Annotated in this window: 19 protein-coding genes; 3 read left to right on the top strand and 16 right to left on the bottom strand. The window is 63.7% G+C overall.

All coding sequences use genetic code 11. The features are described from left to right. Window positions 1-52 precede the first annotated feature (52 nt). Window positions 53-1,576, top strand: coding sequence for a TadA family conjugal transfer-associated ATPase (locus NSO95_RS13865; RefSeq protein WP_257596902.1), 1,524 nt, complete (start codon window positions 53-55; stop codon window positions 1,574-1,576). Between the two features lie 4 nt (window positions 1,577-1,580). Here NSO95_RS13865 and NSO95_RS13860 read toward each other — a convergent pair whose 3' ends face one another. The 4 genes from NSO95_RS13860 to NSO95_RS13845 all read right to left on the bottom strand — a co-directional run bounded on the left by NSO95_RS13860 (window position 1,581) and on the right by NSO95_RS13845 (window position 4,622). Further along, window positions 1,581-2,912, bottom strand: coding sequence for a tetratricopeptide repeat protein (locus tag NSO95_RS13860; RefSeq protein ID WP_257596901.1), 1,332 nt, complete (start codon window positions 2,910-2,912; stop codon window positions 1,581-1,583). Then, window positions 2,912-3,598, bottom strand: coding sequence for a DUF4331 domain-containing protein (locus NSO95_RS13855; RefSeq protein ID WP_257596900.1), 687 nt, complete (start codon window positions 3,596-3,598; stop codon window positions 2,912-2,914). Before NSO95_RS13855 ends, NSO95_RS13860 begins: the two co-directional genes overlap by 1 nt. After that, window positions 3,598-4,266: a DUF4331 family protein gene (locus NSO95_RS13850; protein WP_257596899.1), complete on the bottom strand. Its 669-nt coding sequence runs from the start codon at window positions 4,264-4,266 to the stop codon at window positions 3,598-3,600. The genes NSO95_RS13855 and NSO95_RS13850 overlap by 1 nt, the downstream gene beginning before the upstream one ends. Before the next feature lie 125 nt (window positions 4,267-4,391). After that, window positions 4,392-4,622, bottom strand: a complete 231-nt coding sequence (locus tag NSO95_RS13845) for a hypothetical protein (protein WP_257596898.1) — start codon at window positions 4,620-4,622, stop codon at window positions 4,392-4,394. A 112-nt stretch (window positions 4,623-4,734) separates the two neighbouring features. Here NSO95_RS13845 and NSO95_RS13840 point away from each other — a divergent pair, with 112 nt between their 5' ends. Then, window positions 4,735-4,863, top strand: a complete 129-nt coding sequence (locus tag NSO95_RS13840) for an entericidin A/B family lipoprotein (protein WP_257596897.1) — start codon at window positions 4,735-4,737, stop codon at window positions 4,861-4,863. A 67-nt stretch (window positions 4,864-4,930) separates the two neighbouring features. Here NSO95_RS13840 and NSO95_RS13835 read toward each other — a convergent pair whose 3' ends face one another. The 8 genes from NSO95_RS13835 to NSO95_RS13800 all read right to left on the bottom strand — a co-directional run bounded on the left by NSO95_RS13835 (window position 4,931) and on the right by NSO95_RS13800 (window position 11,905). Beyond that, on the bottom strand, window positions 4,931-5,575 hold the full coding sequence (locus NSO95_RS13835) for a DUF938 domain-containing protein (RefSeq protein WP_257596896.1): 645 nt from the start codon (window positions 5,573-5,575) through the stop codon (window positions 4,931-4,933). After that, entirely contained in the window at window positions 5,524-5,976 is a 453-nt protein-coding gene (locus NSO95_RS13830) for an ABA4-like family protein (RefSeq protein WP_257596895.1), read from the bottom strand. Before NSO95_RS13830 ends, NSO95_RS13835 begins: the two co-directional genes overlap by 52 nt. Beyond that, complete coding sequence (locus tag NSO95_RS13825; protein ID WP_257596894.1) at window positions 5,976-6,683, bottom strand: NAD(P)H-binding protein; 708 nt, start codon at window positions 6,681-6,683, stop codon at window positions 5,976-5,978. The genes NSO95_RS13830 and NSO95_RS13825 overlap by 1 nt, the downstream gene beginning before the upstream one ends. After that, a complete protein-coding gene (locus tag NSO95_RS13820; RefSeq protein ID WP_257596893.1) occupies window positions 6,676-7,833 on the bottom strand; it encodes a deoxyguanosinetriphosphate triphosphohydrolase in 1,158 nt (385 codons plus the stop codon). Before NSO95_RS13820 ends, NSO95_RS13825 begins: the two co-directional genes overlap by 8 nt. 67 nt (window positions 7,834-7,900) lie before the next feature. Beyond that, the gene (locus NSO95_RS13815) at window positions 7,901-8,599 is read right to left on the bottom strand and encodes an aspartate/glutamate racemase family protein (RefSeq protein WP_257596892.1); all 699 of its coding nucleotides are present in this window, start codon (window positions 8,597-8,599) and stop codon (window positions 7,901-7,903) included. A gap of 98 nt (window positions 8,600-8,697) precedes the next feature. After that, complete coding sequence (locus NSO95_RS13810) at window positions 8,698-9,675, bottom strand: alpha/beta fold hydrolase (RefSeq protein ID WP_257596890.1); 978 nt, start codon at window positions 9,673-9,675, stop codon at window positions 8,698-8,700. Next, window positions 9,672-10,655 (bottom strand): SO2930 family diheme c-type cytochrome, encoded by a 984-nt coding sequence (locus NSO95_RS13805; RefSeq protein ID WP_257596889.1) that lies wholly within the window; start codon window positions 10,653-10,655, stop codon window positions 9,672-9,674. Before NSO95_RS13805 ends, NSO95_RS13810 begins: the two co-directional genes overlap by 4 nt. A 38-nt stretch (window positions 10,656-10,693) precedes the next feature. Continuing rightward, window positions 10,694-11,905, bottom strand: coding sequence for a parallel beta-helix domain-containing protein (locus tag NSO95_RS13800; RefSeq protein ID WP_257596888.1), 1,212 nt, complete (start codon window positions 11,903-11,905; stop codon window positions 10,694-10,696). A 101-nt stretch (window positions 11,906-12,006) separates the two neighbouring features. On the opposite strand from NSO95_RS13800, the gene NSO95_RS13795 reads away from it, so the two are divergent. Then, window positions 12,007-12,423: a DUF2147 domain-containing protein gene (locus NSO95_RS13795; RefSeq protein ID WP_257596887.1), complete on the top strand. Its 417-nt coding sequence runs from the start codon at window positions 12,007-12,009 to the stop codon at window positions 12,421-12,423. On the opposite strand, the gene NSO95_RS13790 is transcribed toward NSO95_RS13795, so the two are convergent. The 4 genes from NSO95_RS13790 to NSO95_RS13775 all read right to left on the bottom strand — a co-directional run bounded on the left by NSO95_RS13790 (window position 12,424) and on the right by NSO95_RS13775 (window position 15,587). Beyond that, entirely contained in the window at window positions 12,424-12,756 is a 333-nt protein-coding gene (locus NSO95_RS13790; RefSeq protein ID WP_257596886.1) for a hypothetical protein, read from the bottom strand. It abuts the gene before it with no gap. A 94-nt stretch (window positions 12,757-12,850) separates the two neighbouring features. Continuing rightward, window positions 12,851-14,353 carry an NAD(P)(+) transhydrogenase (Re/Si-specific) subunit beta gene (locus NSO95_RS13785; RefSeq protein ID WP_257596885.1) on the bottom strand — a complete coding sequence of 501 codons (1,503 nt, stop codon included), beginning with the start codon at window positions 14,351-14,353 and terminating at the stop codon, window positions 12,851-12,853. Between the two features lie 119 nt (window positions 14,354-14,472). Further along, on the bottom strand, window positions 14,473-14,757 hold the full coding sequence (locus NSO95_RS13780) for an NAD(P) transhydrogenase subunit alpha part 2 (RefSeq protein WP_257596884.1): 285 nt from the start codon (window positions 14,755-14,757) through the stop codon (window positions 14,473-14,475). Then, on the bottom strand, window positions 14,757-15,587 hold the full coding sequence (locus tag NSO95_RS13775) for a hypothetical protein (RefSeq protein ID WP_257596883.1): 831 nt from the start codon (window positions 15,585-15,587) through the stop codon (window positions 14,757-14,759). Before NSO95_RS13775 ends, NSO95_RS13780 begins: the two co-directional genes overlap by 1 nt. Between the last annotated feature and the right edge of the window lie 14 nt (window positions 15,588-15,601).

Raw genomic sequence — 15,601 nt, 5'->3', positions numbered from 1 at the left:
GCTGTGCGGCGACGAGGGACAGCAACGAACAGTCATCGAGTTGGGGGCCGCAATGAGCGCATTCGGACGGAAGAACGGACCAGCCGGGATGTCGCCCGGAGCACGTCCTTCATTCGGTGTTGCCCGCCCGATGCAGGGTGGCGGTGCCAAACCGTCTGCCGAAGCGCCGCCGCCGGGTGGCGAACAGTTCCCGCCCCTCCCCGGTGAAGGCATGGCTGCGGGCCCTACGGGTGCCCCTCCGAACAAGAACGACGCGATGACCCGCCTGACCGATCGGGCGAACCAGATCCACGAGCAGCAGGATATCGGCGGCTTCGAAGCCAGCGTTCACAAGATCAAGGAACAGGTGCTCCCGCGCCTGCTCGAACGCGTCGATCCCGAAGCTGCCGCCACGCTGTCCAAGGAAGAGCTGTCGGAAGAATTCCGCCCGATCATCATGGAAGTGCTGGCCGAGCTCAAGGTCACGCTCAACCGGCGCGAGCAGTTCGCGCTGGAAAAGGTGCTGATCGACGAGCTGCTCGGCTTCGGCCCGCTCGAGGAACTGCTCAACGATCCCGACGTGTCCGACATCATGGTCAACGGGCCCGAGCAGACCTACATCGAAAAGAAGGGCAAGCTGACGATCGCGCCGATCCGGTTCCGCGACGAACAGCACCTGTTCCAGATCGCCCAGCGGATCGTCAACCAGGTCGGCCGCCGCGTCGACCAGACCACCCCGCTGGCCGACGCGCGCCTCAAGGACGGCAGCCGCGTGAACGTCATCGTTCCGCCGCTCAGCTTGCGCGGCACCGCGATCTCGATTCGTAAATTCTCCGAGAAGCCAATCACCTTGGACATGCTCAAGGACTTCGGCTCGATGAACGACAAGATGTGCACCGCGCTCAAGATCGCGGGCGCATGCCGGATGAACATCGTCATTTCGGGCGGTACCGGCTCGGGTAAGACCACGATGCTCAACGCCCTGTCGAAGATGATCGACCCGGGCGAACGCGTGCTGACGATCGAAGACGCCGCCGAACTTCGCCTGCAGCAGCCGCACTGGCTGCCGCTGGAAACCCGCCCGCCGAACCTCGAAGGGCAAGGCGCGATCACCATCGGCGACCTCGTGAAGAACGCGCTGCGTATGCGCCCTGACCGCATTATCCTCGGCGAAATTCGCGGCGCGGAGTGTTTCGACCTCCTCGCCGCGATGAACACCGGTCACGACGGTTCGATGTGTACGCTCCACGCCAACAGCCCGCGTGAGTGCCTCGGCCGTATGGAAAACATGATCCTGATGGGCGACATCAAGATCCCCAAGGAAGCCATCAGCCGCCAGATCGCCGAATCGGTCGATCTCATCGTGCAGGTGAAACGCCTGCGCGACGGCTCGCGCCGCACCACCGAGGTGACCGAAGTGATCGGGATGGAAGGCGACGTGATCGTCACCCAGACGCTGTTCAAGTTCGAGTATCTCGACGAAAGCGAAGACGGCAAGATCCTCGGCGAATTCCGCTCGAGCGGGTTGCGGCCCTACACGTTGGAGAAGGCGCGCCAGTTCGGCTTCGACCAGGCCTATCTCGAAGCGTGTCTCTGATCCGTTAGTGATTGCCGAATGACAGGAACGCCGCGCGCTCGTCAAACGCGCGCGGGGTGATCGCGAGCGCCGAGCGCCGGGCCCTCTCCAAGCAGCCATCGTCGCGCAAGGCGCTGCAGGCATCGGCCAGCACGACATATTGTTCGCTCGATCGCCAGCCGGTGCGGTCGAGCTCCTCGATCAGCTTGCGGGACAGGCGACCATCACCGAGGGCCAGCGCCGCCCGCGCGAGGCCGATGCGGCTGTCGCCATAGGGCCGCGCGCGATAACTGGCGGCCGCGAGTGCGCCCGCGCGGCGAGTGTCGCCTTCCGCGAGGGCCGCGCCCATCGCATGATCGGCGTAGGCTTCGGGGTGGGATTTGACCTGCGCAAACCAGAGCGAAGCCGCCCGCGCCGCAAGCCCTTTCGCCTCCGCATCCCGGCCACCTTGCGCCGCGATCACCCCGGACAGCGCCTCCATCACCGCAGGCCGCTCGATGCCATCGGTCATCGTCTCGCGATAGAGGGCCTCGGCACGGGCATAGTCGCCTTTCGCAGCGGCCATTTGGGCCAGATGCGCCTTGGCCAGCCACCAGCCGGGGAAGGCCGCATCCGCCTTGGCGAATTGCGCTTCGGCGGCGTCCCAGTCGCCCTGCTGGAGATCGATTGCACCCAGTTGCAGCAGCACGCTGGCGCGGGTCCAGGCGGTCAGCGATGCACGGTCGGCTAGCGCCTCTTTGAGATAGCGCCGCGCCGTGTCGAAATCGCCCATGTGGCGGTACCAGTCGGCAAGCCGGACGCGAATTCCGGGACCGGGGGCCAGCGCCTCGGCTGCGCGATAATGCTCAAGCGCTTGCGGATACTTGCCCTCGTAGAGCGCGATATCGCCCTTGATCGAGGCCGCTTCGCCCTTGTCGCCCGGCTCGGGTTCGACAGCAAATCCGGCTATCCGCGCGATCTCTTCCCTAGCCGCTGCATTGCGGTGCATCGACAGCGAGACGATTGCCCTCGCAAGGACCGGCCCGCTTCCATCTGGGGCGGCAGCGCGCGAAGCGTCGGCGGCATCCAGCGCGACGGCGAGATCTTCGTGTGATCCGGTCAACTGGCCGCGGGCGTGGAGCACCATGGCAAGGCTTTCCTGCCGCATCCATGCATCGGGGTCGGCAGCAACCCGCGCCTGCTCCTTTGCCACATCGCGGTTCAGCTGGTCGAGCGCTTCCGCGTAGGTCGGCGGTGCCCAAGGTGCCGCGCGCGCTGTGCCGTCAGCCGGATCGGAGGAAAACCGGTCGAACCACTGGAACCCCGCCACCACCAGCAAGGCGGCAAGCAGCAGCAGCGCTATCCGGACGGGCCGCACTATTCCGGAATCGAGCAGGGTGTCAGGCCGGCCGCGACCAGATCGTCCCGCAAGACGTCGTGAAGAATCTTCAGCTGTCGGGTCAATTCGGGGACGTATTTGCCCGCTGCATCGTCCACCGGATCGTCATCGTTGTACGGGTTTTTCAACGGCCCGCCGATCAACGCCGGGGATACTGCTGGCATGCCTTGCCGGTCAACGCGCGTGAAGGCGCTGGCAGGCTGGTCGACAAAGGCGAAGCTGGTCGCAGTATCCGATCCCGAAATCGGCGGATTGCCCTGCGGCGGCGCGAGATAGGGGAAATCGGCCCGGAACGTCCGGTCGTTCGCCGGTGGATTGAGCGGGATCCGGAACAGCGTGTCGGGTGGATGCCGGTCGAGATCGAGGAAGATCACCGCCAGCGTGAGATCGACGACCGGATCCTGCAACCGGCGGCCGTTGGGGAAACCTGCGGGTGCATTGAGATTCAGAGTGATCGTATCGGGCACGATCAGCCCGGCGACCGTGGTGTTGGTACCCGGCACGATCTGGTTGAGGCACGGTGTTACGCTGAAGCTGGTGGTCGAGGGCGGAGTGGTTTGCACCGGGTCGGGCTCGGTGTTGGGACCGCCGCTGCCGCAGGCTGAAAGCGCAAGCGCGCCGATTGCCGACACGGCCAACGATCGTACTGGAAAATTGCGGGTCATCAGATTTGCCCTCCCAGACGATCGGCGCTGGTCCAGAAATCGAGCGTGTTGGTCCCGTTCTCCAGCCGTTCGCGCGGAATCTCGATCACGAATGAGGTGATGTTCTGGGCGCCGAAGAAGTCTCGGTCGTTGCGGAAGCGAAGCGTACCCATCTCGCGCGATTCGCGCAGACCTTGCGAATCGAAGAAGAACGGGTCGTCGGTCAGCCCGGTGAACACCCGCACGCCATCCTTGACCAGAGTGCGCTCGACCGATCCGATGATGTCGCCATTGACCCCGGGTACTCCGCGAACCCGCACGCCCCAGGGACCGTTGGCGGTACCGGTCTCCTGTGCGAACTGGAAGGTGATCTTATGATCGGAGGTGGTTTGCGGCGGACGGTTCGATATGTCCACGGTAAACAACACATTGGGATCGTATCGTGCGGCCAGACCAGTAGCCGCCGGTCCACCGAAGGTGACAATAACCGTCACCTTCGCTGCGTCATGGAAAACGTAGATATCGGCGATATCGGCCGGAAAGTCGGGCGTCGAATCGTTACTCGGGTTGGTTCGCGCAGGCGGGTCGAGGTGATCGGCAGCCGGAACCGGCGCTTCGCCAAGCGAATAGGCCAGCGGCACTAGGCAGGCCGCACCGATCAGAACCGCAACGGATACTCTTCGCAACATAACGCACGCCTATCCCTCTGCATGGAGGTGCATGGGCTGCGACCGGTCTTATGTTCTTGCCCGTTTCCAGATTCAAAGATGAAGCCAATCGGGGCAGTCGTCAATCGGTTACGCTGCGATGGCCGTCATCCGGCCGCCATTCCCTTGATCGCCAGGGCGATCAGTCCCGCGCCGATGATCAGGCACACGAAGCTGATTGCGAACCAAGGCATCCAGCCGACCTGATCGATCGCGTTGCGCTTCAACCTCCGTCGCTCGAAGAACCCGGCAACTAGTGCCAACGCGAGCAGACCGCCGCCCCACAGACCGACGGTTTCTGCTTCGCTGGCGAAGGTCAGGAAATGTTCGAACGACACGGCGCGCATTTGGTGCGCCCTATCGCTCATCACAAGACGCAATCATCGCGTCCGGGAACGAATTCCACTGTCTGGCGGTTTGAAATGTGAACTTCCCGAGAGGATCCGGAACATGATCAGGAAAGCACTCATTACGTTCGGTATTGCTGCCATCGCTCTCACCACGACTGCCTGCAACACGGTCAAAGGCCTCGGCCGCGATATCGAATCGGTCGGTGAAGCGGGCGACAGGGTGGTCTGATCCCAGCGGCCCGCAATGCCCCCGCAGGGTCGCAGGCGCCCGTCGGAGCAATCCGGCGGGCGTTTCCCTATGGGCGTCGGGTCCAAACAAGTGTGAGATTGTTCGCCGGCATTTCATGGCGCGCGGAGCGTTCCAGGCGGACATCTCGTGCCAGCCGGTCACAATCCTCTACCTTACGAATTCCCCAGCGCGGATCGCGGGACCTGAGGCTGGCATCGAAGTCGAGGTTCGATTGCGCGGGCTCGACGCCTTGTTCGAAGAACGGGCCATAGACCACCAGCTTGCCGCCCGGTGCAAGGCACCGCCCTGCCCCGGCGAACAGGCCCATCGCGCTATCCCAAGGGCTGATATGGATCATGTTCGCGCAGAAAATCGCGTCGAGCGGTCCTGCGGGCCAGTGCTCGGTGGCGGCATCGTGCAGAACGGGCTGCGCGATGTTGGCGAGCCTGCTTTCCTCGCGCCATGCCTCGATCGAGGCGACGGCCTCGGGATCGGCATCGGTCGGCTGCCAGATAAAGTGGGGAAAGCGGCGCGCGAAGTGGACGGCGTGTTCGCCCGAGCCGCTGGCAATTTCCAATACCGTCCCCGGATTGGATAATTCGGCCGCCAGCACTTCGGCAATGGCTTCGCTGTTGCGCGCGGTGGCGGGTGCGTGGCGTTTCAGCGCGCCCTCCCCGCCTGCCGGGCGCGCTTTTCCCGCACGATCAGCCAAACGAGCAGGCCGATTGGCCCGGCAAGGAACGTCGCGAGCAGGATCGGTGCCTGCACAATACGGTTGAACCCCTTGGCGTCGGCATCCTTGGCGATCCACAGGCCGACGAAGAGGTCGAAGGCGAGGTAGTGCGTCCAGCCCACCGTTACCCCGCCGTCGCTGAGGAAAATTCCGCGCACCCCTTCGATGGTCGAGAAATTCGCCGCCGTATCGGCCGGGCCGACCGGATCAATCCAGCCGCCGACAATCGAGACGAGGAATACGGCGTAGATCGCGCACAACAGCCCGACCCCGAGGTAGAGAATGAAGGTCAGCAAAGTCGGCCATCGCGGCAGGAGGATCAGGCCGATCCAAGCAACCAGTGCGATGAGGTTCACCGCTCCGAATATCCCGTCCCACATCATGCTTCTCCTACCGCACCGGACAGGCGGGGCAGTTCCCCCGCCGCGAGTTTGAGCGCGTCGTGTTCGTGGCTAAAACGCCCGTTCGCCTTGCGGTGCGCCAGCACCAGCGCGGCCTGCGCCACATCCTGCGCGGAGATCGAGCGCAGCGAACGATATTTGCCCTGCATCAAGAGGTCCGTCAGCGGACTGACCACCATCGCCGCCTTTTCCAGAAAGCGTGGATCATCTGCCCGTTTGCCGCGCAACAGGCCGGGCCGCAACAGGTCGAGCCGCTTGAAGCCGATCTTCATCAGCGCTTGTTCGGCTTCGCCCTTCACCTTGGGGTAAAACATTTTCGCGCGCGGATCGGCATTGACCGAACTGACCACGACGCAGCGCTCGACCCCGTGCTCGTGCGCCGCGCGGGCGGTATCGACCACGAGATCGAAGTCGATCGCACGGAACGCATCCTTGTCACCGCCCATCTTGCCGATAGTGGTGCCCAGCGCGCTGATGAGCACTTGCGGTCGGAACTTGCCCATCACCTCGCCCCATGCCGTAGGTTCGGCCACCACGACATCCATCGTTGCGCCCGTCGGCACCGGCACTTCGCGCCGCGCTAGCGCAAGCAAGCGGTAATCCGCGCGCCCGACCGATTGCTCGATGATCGCCCGCCCGACCAGACCGGTCGCACCGACAAGCGCTATCCTAACCTGCTCAGACATTGCTCAACCCGTGGGGCTTGCGGCCATAGATCCGCTCATACTGGTCGATTGCATAGCGGTCGGTCATGCCGGCGATATAGTCCGCGATGTGGCGGCTGCGCGCCGGTTCGACATCGGGCAATGCGTCCCGCCACGCACCCAGCAGGCGCGCATCCTGGTCGTAGGCGGCATAGAGCCGCGCCACCACTTCGCGCGCCTTCTCCGCCGTCGCCAGTTGTTCGGGGTGGTAATAGAGATTGTCATACATGAAGCGCTTGAGCACCCGTTCCTGCGCCGCCATCCCGGGCGAAAAACCCGATAGCGACCTGCCAGCCCCGCGAATTTCCTCGAGCGCGACAACCCCCTCGGTTTGCGCCTGCGTGTGCCCAATCACGTCGTTGACCATCAGACCGATCTGCCCGCGAATGAGCTCACGCAGCTTGCGATCCTGCGGCGCAGCGGGAAAGCGCCGCTCGACCGCCCGCCACTGGTCTGCGACGAAATCGATGTCGAGCAGCTGGTCGAGCACCAGGAAGCCCGCCCGCAAGCCGTCGTCGATGTCGTGGTTGTCATAGGCGATGTCGTCCGCCACCGCAGCGACCTGCGCTTCGAGGCTGGGCCAGCGATCGAGCTCGAGGTCGAACGCCCGGTCGAGCTCTTCCAGCGCCCAGTTGTCCGCCGGGGTCGGGCCATTGTGCTTGGCCAGCCCTTCCAGCAGGTCCCACGTCAGATTGAGACCCGGATGGTCGCAATAGGGGCTTTCAAGCCGCATCAGCGTGCGTAGCGACTGGGCGTTGTGGTCGAATCCGCCATGCCGGGCGCTCGCCTGTGATAGCGCCTTCTCGCCTGCATGGCCGAACGGCGGGTGGCCGATGTCGTGCGCGAGGCACAATGCCTCCGTCAGGTCTTCGTCCAGCCCGAGCGCGCGCGCGATCACCCGCCCGATCTGCGCGACCTCCAGACTATGCGTCAGCCGGGTGCGATAATGGTCCCCGTCGGGCGCGATGAAGACCTGCGTTTTCGAGCGCAGCCGGCGGAATGCGATCGAATGGATGATCCGGTCGCGGTCACGCTGGAACTCGCTGCGCGGCCCGCGCGCGCCGTCACGGTTCTCGGGGAATTCGCGCCCGCGGCTGTGGAGCGGATCGGCGGCAAAGGTTGCGCGGGTCATCGGCCAGCGGCCTAGGCCACCACCGTGCTATCGACAACGGGAACAATCGGGCAACGCTGCACGGCGATCAGAAGTCGGTGCCGAAGATCCAGTCCGCCGCCGCAGCGCAGTGGATGCGCGCGGAATCGTAGATCGGCAGCACGTTCGCCTTGACGTCGACCACCATTTCCAGCTCGGTGCATGCCAGGACGATGGCTTTCGCCCCGGCCTGTTCCTTCTGGGTGATGATCGTCTTTAGCGCGCGTTCCGCATCGCGGGTCGCCTTGCCCAGCATGAGTTCGTCGTAAATATAGCGATCGAGCACTTCGACATTCGCCATATCGGGCGGCAACAGATCGATCCCGTGGCTCACCAGTCGCTGGCGGTAGAAGCTCTCGGTCATCACGTTGCGGGTGCCGATCAGTGCCGCGTTGGTTACCTTGTCCGCCGCCATCCTGCGCCCGACGCAATCGGCGATGTGGAGCACGGGGATGGCGACCGCTTCGGCAACCCGATCGTACTCTCGGTGCATCGAATTGGCGGCGATGACCAGCCCCTGGGCACCCGCGCCCTCGAGCCGCCGGGCGGAATCGACCAATATGCCGGCCGCGCGACCCCAGTCCTCGCTGCTTAGCAGGCCGGACAGTTCGCGGAAATCGAGACTTTCGATCAGCAGCGGTGCACTGCTCATCGCCCCGGCGCGCTTCTGCACCGAGAGATTGATCGCTTCGTAATAGGTTCGGGTGGAGACCCAGCTCATCCCCCCGATCAGCCCAAGCTTGCGCACGCGTTATTCCCTCGTCTCCGGGCCCTGAACCCGGTCTATTTGCAGATACCGTTGATGGTTTCGATTGGCTTTAACCGACTTGAACGCGCGGGAGTGAATTAATTTCCCGTAGTTTTGGTAAATCCGCCCTCCACCAGCCAGCCGCGCAGCGCCGCGAGCGAGTCCTCCGGTGCCTCTTCCATCGGCAGATGGCCGATGCCCTTCAGCGCGTGGAACTCGGCGTCTGGCAGCTTCTCGTTCAACCATTGCCCGGCCGAGAGCGGGATCAGGCGATCCTCCTCGCCCCACAGGATGAGCGCGGGCATCGCCAGACCCGATAGCTGCGCCTCGGTCAGCGGTTCATAGTCCTGGCTGAACCGGAAGATCGTGGCTTCGCGATTGCCCGGATAGCGCAGCAATTCCCAGTACCGGTCGACCGCTTGGGAGGTGACGATCGCCTGATTGCTGACGCTCTGCGAAAGGCTCTGCTCAACCACGCTGCGCGGCGTTATGTGCTTCATCAGCTGGTTGAGCACCGGCGTGGGGGCGATGGTGAAGCCGATATTGCCGCCTTCGTCCTTATCCGCGCTCTGCATCCTTGGGGGGCCCGAGGCATCGACGAGGATCATCGCCTGCACCCGCTCTGGGTGCGCCAACGCATAATGCAGCGTGTGCCCGCCGCCCATCGAATTGCCGCCGAGGATGAAGCGCTCGAGACCGAGCGCGTCGGCCACCTCGTCGATCGTTTCGACATAGGTCGGAATCGAATAGTCGCCGCCGGGGATGGCCCCCGTCAGCCCGTGGCCCGGCTGGTCGAAGCGGATCACGCGATAGTCCGCCTTGAGCCCGTCGACCCACGGTTGCCAGGTGTGGAGGTCGGAATTCGAGCCATGCAGGAGGATGATCGCGGGCGCATCGCGCGGTCCTTCGTCGCGCAGGTGCACCTTTGCTCCGTTGGGCAGCTCGACGAATTGCGACGGTGCAGCGCCGTATTTGGCGCGCATTTCGACCGGATCGGTGTCGGGCGTTCGCAAGACGAAAAACGCGACCACCAGCACCGCAGCAAGCACACCGACGATCTTGAGCAGGCGCTTCATGGCTCCATCTCCGCGATCCACTGCGTGAGCAGCGTCATACCTTCCTTATGCACCGTCGCGCGGCCGATCTCGGGCATGGCAACGCCCGGATCGAGGCTGTGCATCCGGTACAGCAGGATCGAGCGTTCCGGATGGCCCGGCTCGATGATGAAATCGTAAGATCCGCTGCCCCGCCCCGCCGCGACAGGACGCTTGAGATAGCCGCTCGCCGGATGGTCTCCGACCGGCTCATCGTAGAACAGCCCGCTGTTGCTCGCCGCGCCGCTGCGGCTGTGGCAATGCGCGCAATTGGCATAGAGATAAGCACCCGCACGCTCGGCCAGCGTCTCGGTAGGGTCGTCCCACCGGGCCATGGCATAGAGCCCGTTCTTCGGAAATCTTGCCTGCACTTTCAGGCGCTCACGGTCGCTCTCGCGCTCGAACTCCATATCGGGCCAGACCGGGCCGATGGGGGACAATTCGCCGTCGCGGCTATGGCATTGCTTGCACAGGTTCTTGTTCGGCACGCCGTAGCTGATCGAATGGCTTTCACCCGAAGGATCCTCGAAAGTGACCGGGATGCGCGTGCCCGCGACCTTGAGCACCGCGTCGGTTCGCTCGGCGTTCCACACATAGGGCAGCGCGATCCAGCCGTCCGCGCGGTGCAGCAACACGCGCGTTTCGAGCGTGTCGAGCGTACCACTATCGCTTCGGTAGCCGAAGCTCTTGATCAATGCGGTGCCGACAGGAAACTCGATCCGCCCGTCCGAGCCGACCCTGAACTGCGCCCCTTCCGGCAGGTGGATGAAGCGCGTCTTTTCGGCATAGTCGGAAAACAGCGGATTGCGCAGGCCGTAGCGGATCAGGCTCGGCTCCGGCCGGTCGGGACTGCCGGCGAAGAAACCGTATTCGGACAGCGTGCGAGGGAGCGAGTCCTCGCTGATCGCCGCCTGCACGACCGCATTCTGGCCCGTCGCGCGCACGCTGGCGGCCCCCGTCAATACGAGGGCGGCAAGCGCACAAGCGAAGGCCAGACGCCTCACTTGATCCGCGATTCCAGCTCGGCAGGGGCTCCGACCGATTCGAGGGCGAAAGCCCCGTCCGGCGTGGGGACGTCGAGCGGGCCGGGCTGCGCCGTGGCCATGTCCTGCCCGGGGGTCTTGAGATTGAGCGTCCAGCCCGCCACCCCATCGGCAACGCGGAGCCCGTTGTCACTCTCGACGATGCCGTCCCACATTACCGGCGGCAGTGCCCCGCCGAACGCCGCAAGCAGCATTTCCTTGCCGTCCAGCTGCGGATCGTCTCCGCCGCGACCGAACATGTTGTCTCCTACCACGACGTTGCGGGCGTAGGGATTGTAGGTCGCGTCGTCGAATTTCAGGCTGTAGGCCACGACCATGATATGTGCGGTCGGGTTGTTCTCGAGGATGTTGCCTTCGATCAACACGCCGTCGTTGGCCATCACCAGGATGCCCGTTCCGCGGCGCACGCCGGCGACGATATTGCCAGGTGGAGCAAAGTTGGCGGTGTCGTTATCGACCACCAGATTGCGCCGCAGCACCACATTGCCGCCGCCCATCACCGGAAGGTTGGGCAGGTCGAACACCAGCAGCCCGCCGGTGTTGCGAGTGGCAATGTTGTTTTCGACCAGCGCGTTGCGGCTGTTCTCGATCTCGATCCCGGCGACATTCGCCTCGACGATCGAATTGCGCACGGTGATGTCTTTGCTCTGCCCGACATAGATCCCTGCGTCGGACGCGCCCGAGACTTTTGAGCCACTAACCAGCACCCCGGTGCTTTCGACCGGGTAGATGCCGTAGGCGCCGTTGTTCGCGTCCGGCCCGCCCGTCCAGGTCACGCGGATGCGGTGGTAGACGATGTTGTCCGCGCCCTTCGATTTGACCCCGTCGCCCTTGGGGTTCTCGAGCGCGAAGTCGCGCAGCGTCACATTGTCGCTGGTCACCAAGAGCCCTTCGCCCGAACCCTGCTGGGTGGTGAAGTCCAGCACCGTCTCGTCCATTCCTGCCCCGCGCAGGGTTACTCCGTCGATATCGAGGCTGAGCCCGTCGGTCAGCACGAAGCGGCCCGCACCCAGCACAACCTCATCCCCTGCTTCGGCGAGGATCAGCGCTTCCTGCAACCGCTCCTGCGCGCCCTCGCCCGCAGAGACTTCGACCGTCTTGGCGGCGAGCGGCTGCGCGATTACGATCGCCGAAGCGGCCGCCAGCCATCCGAAGTTCATTCTCGACATGCAATCTCTCCCATTGTCGCTACACTGTGCGACAAATCCGCTGCGAAACCAAGACGGGTTGCGGTGAGAAATGCGATAACCGGCCCGATGTAGGAGTGCCCATGCGACTTTCCCTGACGACCCTTGCTGCACTGACTGCCTTTGGCCTCGCGACTCCTGCGGTGGCCGCGCCAGCTTCCATCGCGGGCAAATGGAAGACCGACGACGGAAAGTCGGTGATCAGCTTCTACCAGTGCGGCAGCGCGATGTGCGGCAAGATCGACCGCTTCCTCGTCGCCGAACCGGCAGGCGGCGCGCGCGATAGCAAGAACCCCAAAAAGGATCTGCGGAGCCGTAAGCTGCTCGGCCTGCGGATCTTCTGGGACCTCAAGGCCGACAAGGATAGCTACGAAGGCAAGGGCTACAGCCCGCAGGACGGTCGCTATTTCAACGCCGACATCCGGCGCGACGGGAACCAGCTCAAGGTCAAGGGCTGCGTGATGGTGATCTGCCGCACGGTCACCTGGACCCGTGCCTGATCAGTCGGCTTGATCCAGCCCGACCGCGCAGATTGCCGCAGAACTCGAGGTGACCGTCAGCACCTCGACATCGCCCACCCGGCGCACCCGCTCGACATAGCCGCTCAAGGTGGTCGGCCGTTTGGGTTCGCCCTTGCGCGGCTTGAGCTGTTCGAGCTTGCGAAGCTGGGAGATGGTCAGCCGGTCGACCATGCGCTGCGCCATACAGGCGGAGTTGCGTTCGGAGAGCCCGGCATCGAGCAGCGCCGACTTGACCTTGCTCTCGGCGATCTTCTCGACGCAGCCGGTGAGGAGGAGTGCTCCCAACAGGGCAAGGATCAGCTTCTTCGTCATTGCGAGCGACTGAAAGTCGCGCGGCAATCCAGTGCTGCAACGTGCTGCTCTGGATTGCTTCGCTTCGCTCGCAATGATGATTTGTCGTTCCGGGTCAATCGAGCGCCTTCACGATTTCCTCGACCATCTTCTTCGCATCGGCGAGGAGCATCACGGTCTGGTTCATGTAGAACACGTCGTTGTCGACCCCGGCATAGCCGACGCCGCCCATGCTGCGCTTGATGAAGAACACCTGCTTGGCCTTTTCCACATCGAACACCGGCATGCCATAAATCGGGCTGGTTTTGTCGGTCTTGGCAGCCGGATTGACCACATCGTTCGCGCCGATGATGAAGGCGACATCGCACTGAGCGAATTCGCTGTTGATGTCCTCCAGCTCGAACACCTTGTCGTAATCGACGCTGGCTTCGGCTAGCAGCACGTTCATGTGCCCCGGCATGCGGCCCGCCACGGGGTGAATCGCGAACTTCACCTCAATGCCCTTTTCCTCGAGCACGTCGGTCATTTCGCGCAGCGCGTGCTGCGCCTGCGCCACCGCCATGCCGTAGCCGGGGATGACGATGACCTTTTCCGCCTGTTCGAGCATGAAGGCGGCGTCTTCCGCGCTGCCGGTCTTGTAGGGACGTTGCTCGCCCCCGCCTCCGCCGCTCGCGCCGCTTTCCGCGCCGAATCCGCCCGCGATCACGCTGAGAAAACTGCGGTTCATCGCGCGGCACATGATGTAGCTGAGGATCGCGCCCGAGCTGCCGACCAGCGCCCCGGTGATGATCATCGCCGTATTGCCGAGCGTGAAGCCCATCGCCGCCGCCGCCCAGCCGGAGTAGCTGTTGAGCATCGAGACCACCACCGGCATGTCCGCCCCGCCGATCGGGATGATCAGCAGGAAGCCGATGAGGAAGGCGAGCACGGTGATTGCGATGAAATAATGGAGCTGCGTGTCACCATGCACGCCGCCGACTCCGAAATAGAGAAAAGCGATAAGCGCCAGGATGACAGCCAGAACACCGAGATTTATGACATGCCGAGCGGGAAGCAGGATCGGCGATCCGCTCATCTTTCCGGACAGCTTGGCGAACGCAATGACCGAACCGCTGAAGGTGATCGCACCAATGGCGACACCCAGACCCATCTCAATCAGGCTGATAGGCTGCACCAGCTTCCCAGCCAGCGGATTCTCGGCACCGAACTTCAGCATTTCTGACGGAACGGCGATGCCGAATGCGCTGGGATTGAGGAACGCCGCCCAGCCGACCAGCACCGCGGCCAGCCCGACGAGGCTGTGAAACGCCGCGACCAGTTCGGGCATCGCGGTCATCGCGATACGGCGAGCGACCACCAGACCGAAAGCGCCGCCCACGAAGATGGCGATGCCGATCTCGACAATGTTGGCGATGTCGTGGGTGATGAGGGTCGTCGCGACCGCGATCAGCATCCCCGCCATGCCGAAGCGGTTACCCGTCCGGCTGGTCGAAGGCGAAGACAGCCCGCGGAGCGCAAGGATAAAGAACACACCCGCGACGAGATAGGCAAGCGCGACCCAAGGGTTGACCGCTTCACCGGTGGAGGCGGAGGCCGGTGAAGCGAGAAATGCAGTCAAAAGAACAACCGTCACCCCGGGCTTGATCCGGGGTCCCGCTACCTTGAGCGCACCACCAAAAGAAAGCGGGACCCCGGCTCGGGGGCCAGGGTGACGAAGGAAGGAAGTGGTGCCCTGCATCACTTCTTCTCCTTCTTCTTGTACATCGCCAGCATCCGCTCGGTCACAGCAAAGCCGCCGAAGATATTGACGCTCGCCAGCACCACGCCGGCAAGGCCGAGCCACTTGGCGATATCACTCCCCGCCTCCGCGCTGGCGATCAGCGCGCCGACGATGATCACAGAGGAAATCGCATTGGTCACCGCCATCAGCGGCGTGTGCAGCGCCGGGGTGACCGACCACACGACGTAATAGCCGACAAAGCAGGCCAGCACGAAGATCGAGAGGATCGAGATAAAGTCCATTACGCCCCCGGAAGTTCGGCATAGAGCAGCGAGCCGCTGTTATAGCCATCGTGGATCTCCACGAATTTGACGGATCGCCCACCAAACGGTCGCAGGATGCGCATCCGGACATCTTCCTTCCGCCGTTCGAGCAGTTCAAGCTCCAGCCCGGCGATGGAAAGCACCGATGGGAAAGCCGAACTCGCGCACTGTGACGGCAGAGTTGCTTCGCGACATTCGCGAACCATCCACTCGCGTCTCTTTTCCCGGCCCACCTTGAAATGGAAGCGCACCATGTCGCCCCCTTCCTGGGTCAGCGGGATCTGTATGCCGCCATCGAGGATGCGCTGATAGTGAAACGAGAGATAGGGGGCATCGGTCATCTCGGCCGGATCGAGTGTCGCAAGTTCGACCGGCTTGACCGACACCAGCTTCCGCTCCGACAGCTCGCCTTCGAGCGACATCCAGTAGTCACCGCCCATGCCCTGCGAGAATGCCGTGTCGACTGCTCCATCGCGGTCGCTGTCGAGCACGCAGACGCGGTTCGATTTCGCTTTGCCTGCTGCCGCCTTGTTGACGTTACAGGCCATCGGATATGGCCCGTTTACAAGAACCATCTGGGTGTCACGGGGAACCAGTAACGCACCCGCTGCGTCCACCACATCCGCCTCGGGAGCGAACAGTCCGCGCGGACGAAGGCGGGTCGAAACGACTTCTCCCTGTTCCTTGACCCAGAACGGCTCGGCAGGAACTTCTGTCGCGACGATGTCCCAACTCAGCTCATACTTTCCCGAAACCCCGGCGGATGCAGGCCCTGCCGAAATCAGCAAGACCGAGGCTATAACGGCCAAAGCCGCTTTCGAAG

The sequence above is a fragment of the Parerythrobacter lacustris genome (assembly GCF_024626475.1).
In the GTDB taxonomy this organism is placed as follows: domain Bacteria; phylum Pseudomonadota; class Alphaproteobacteria; order Sphingomonadales; family Sphingomonadaceae; genus Parerythrobacter_A; species Parerythrobacter_A lacustris.
The sequence above is the reverse complement of the archived record's forward strand: the minus strand, read 5'-3'. Positions and strand labels throughout refer to the sequence as shown.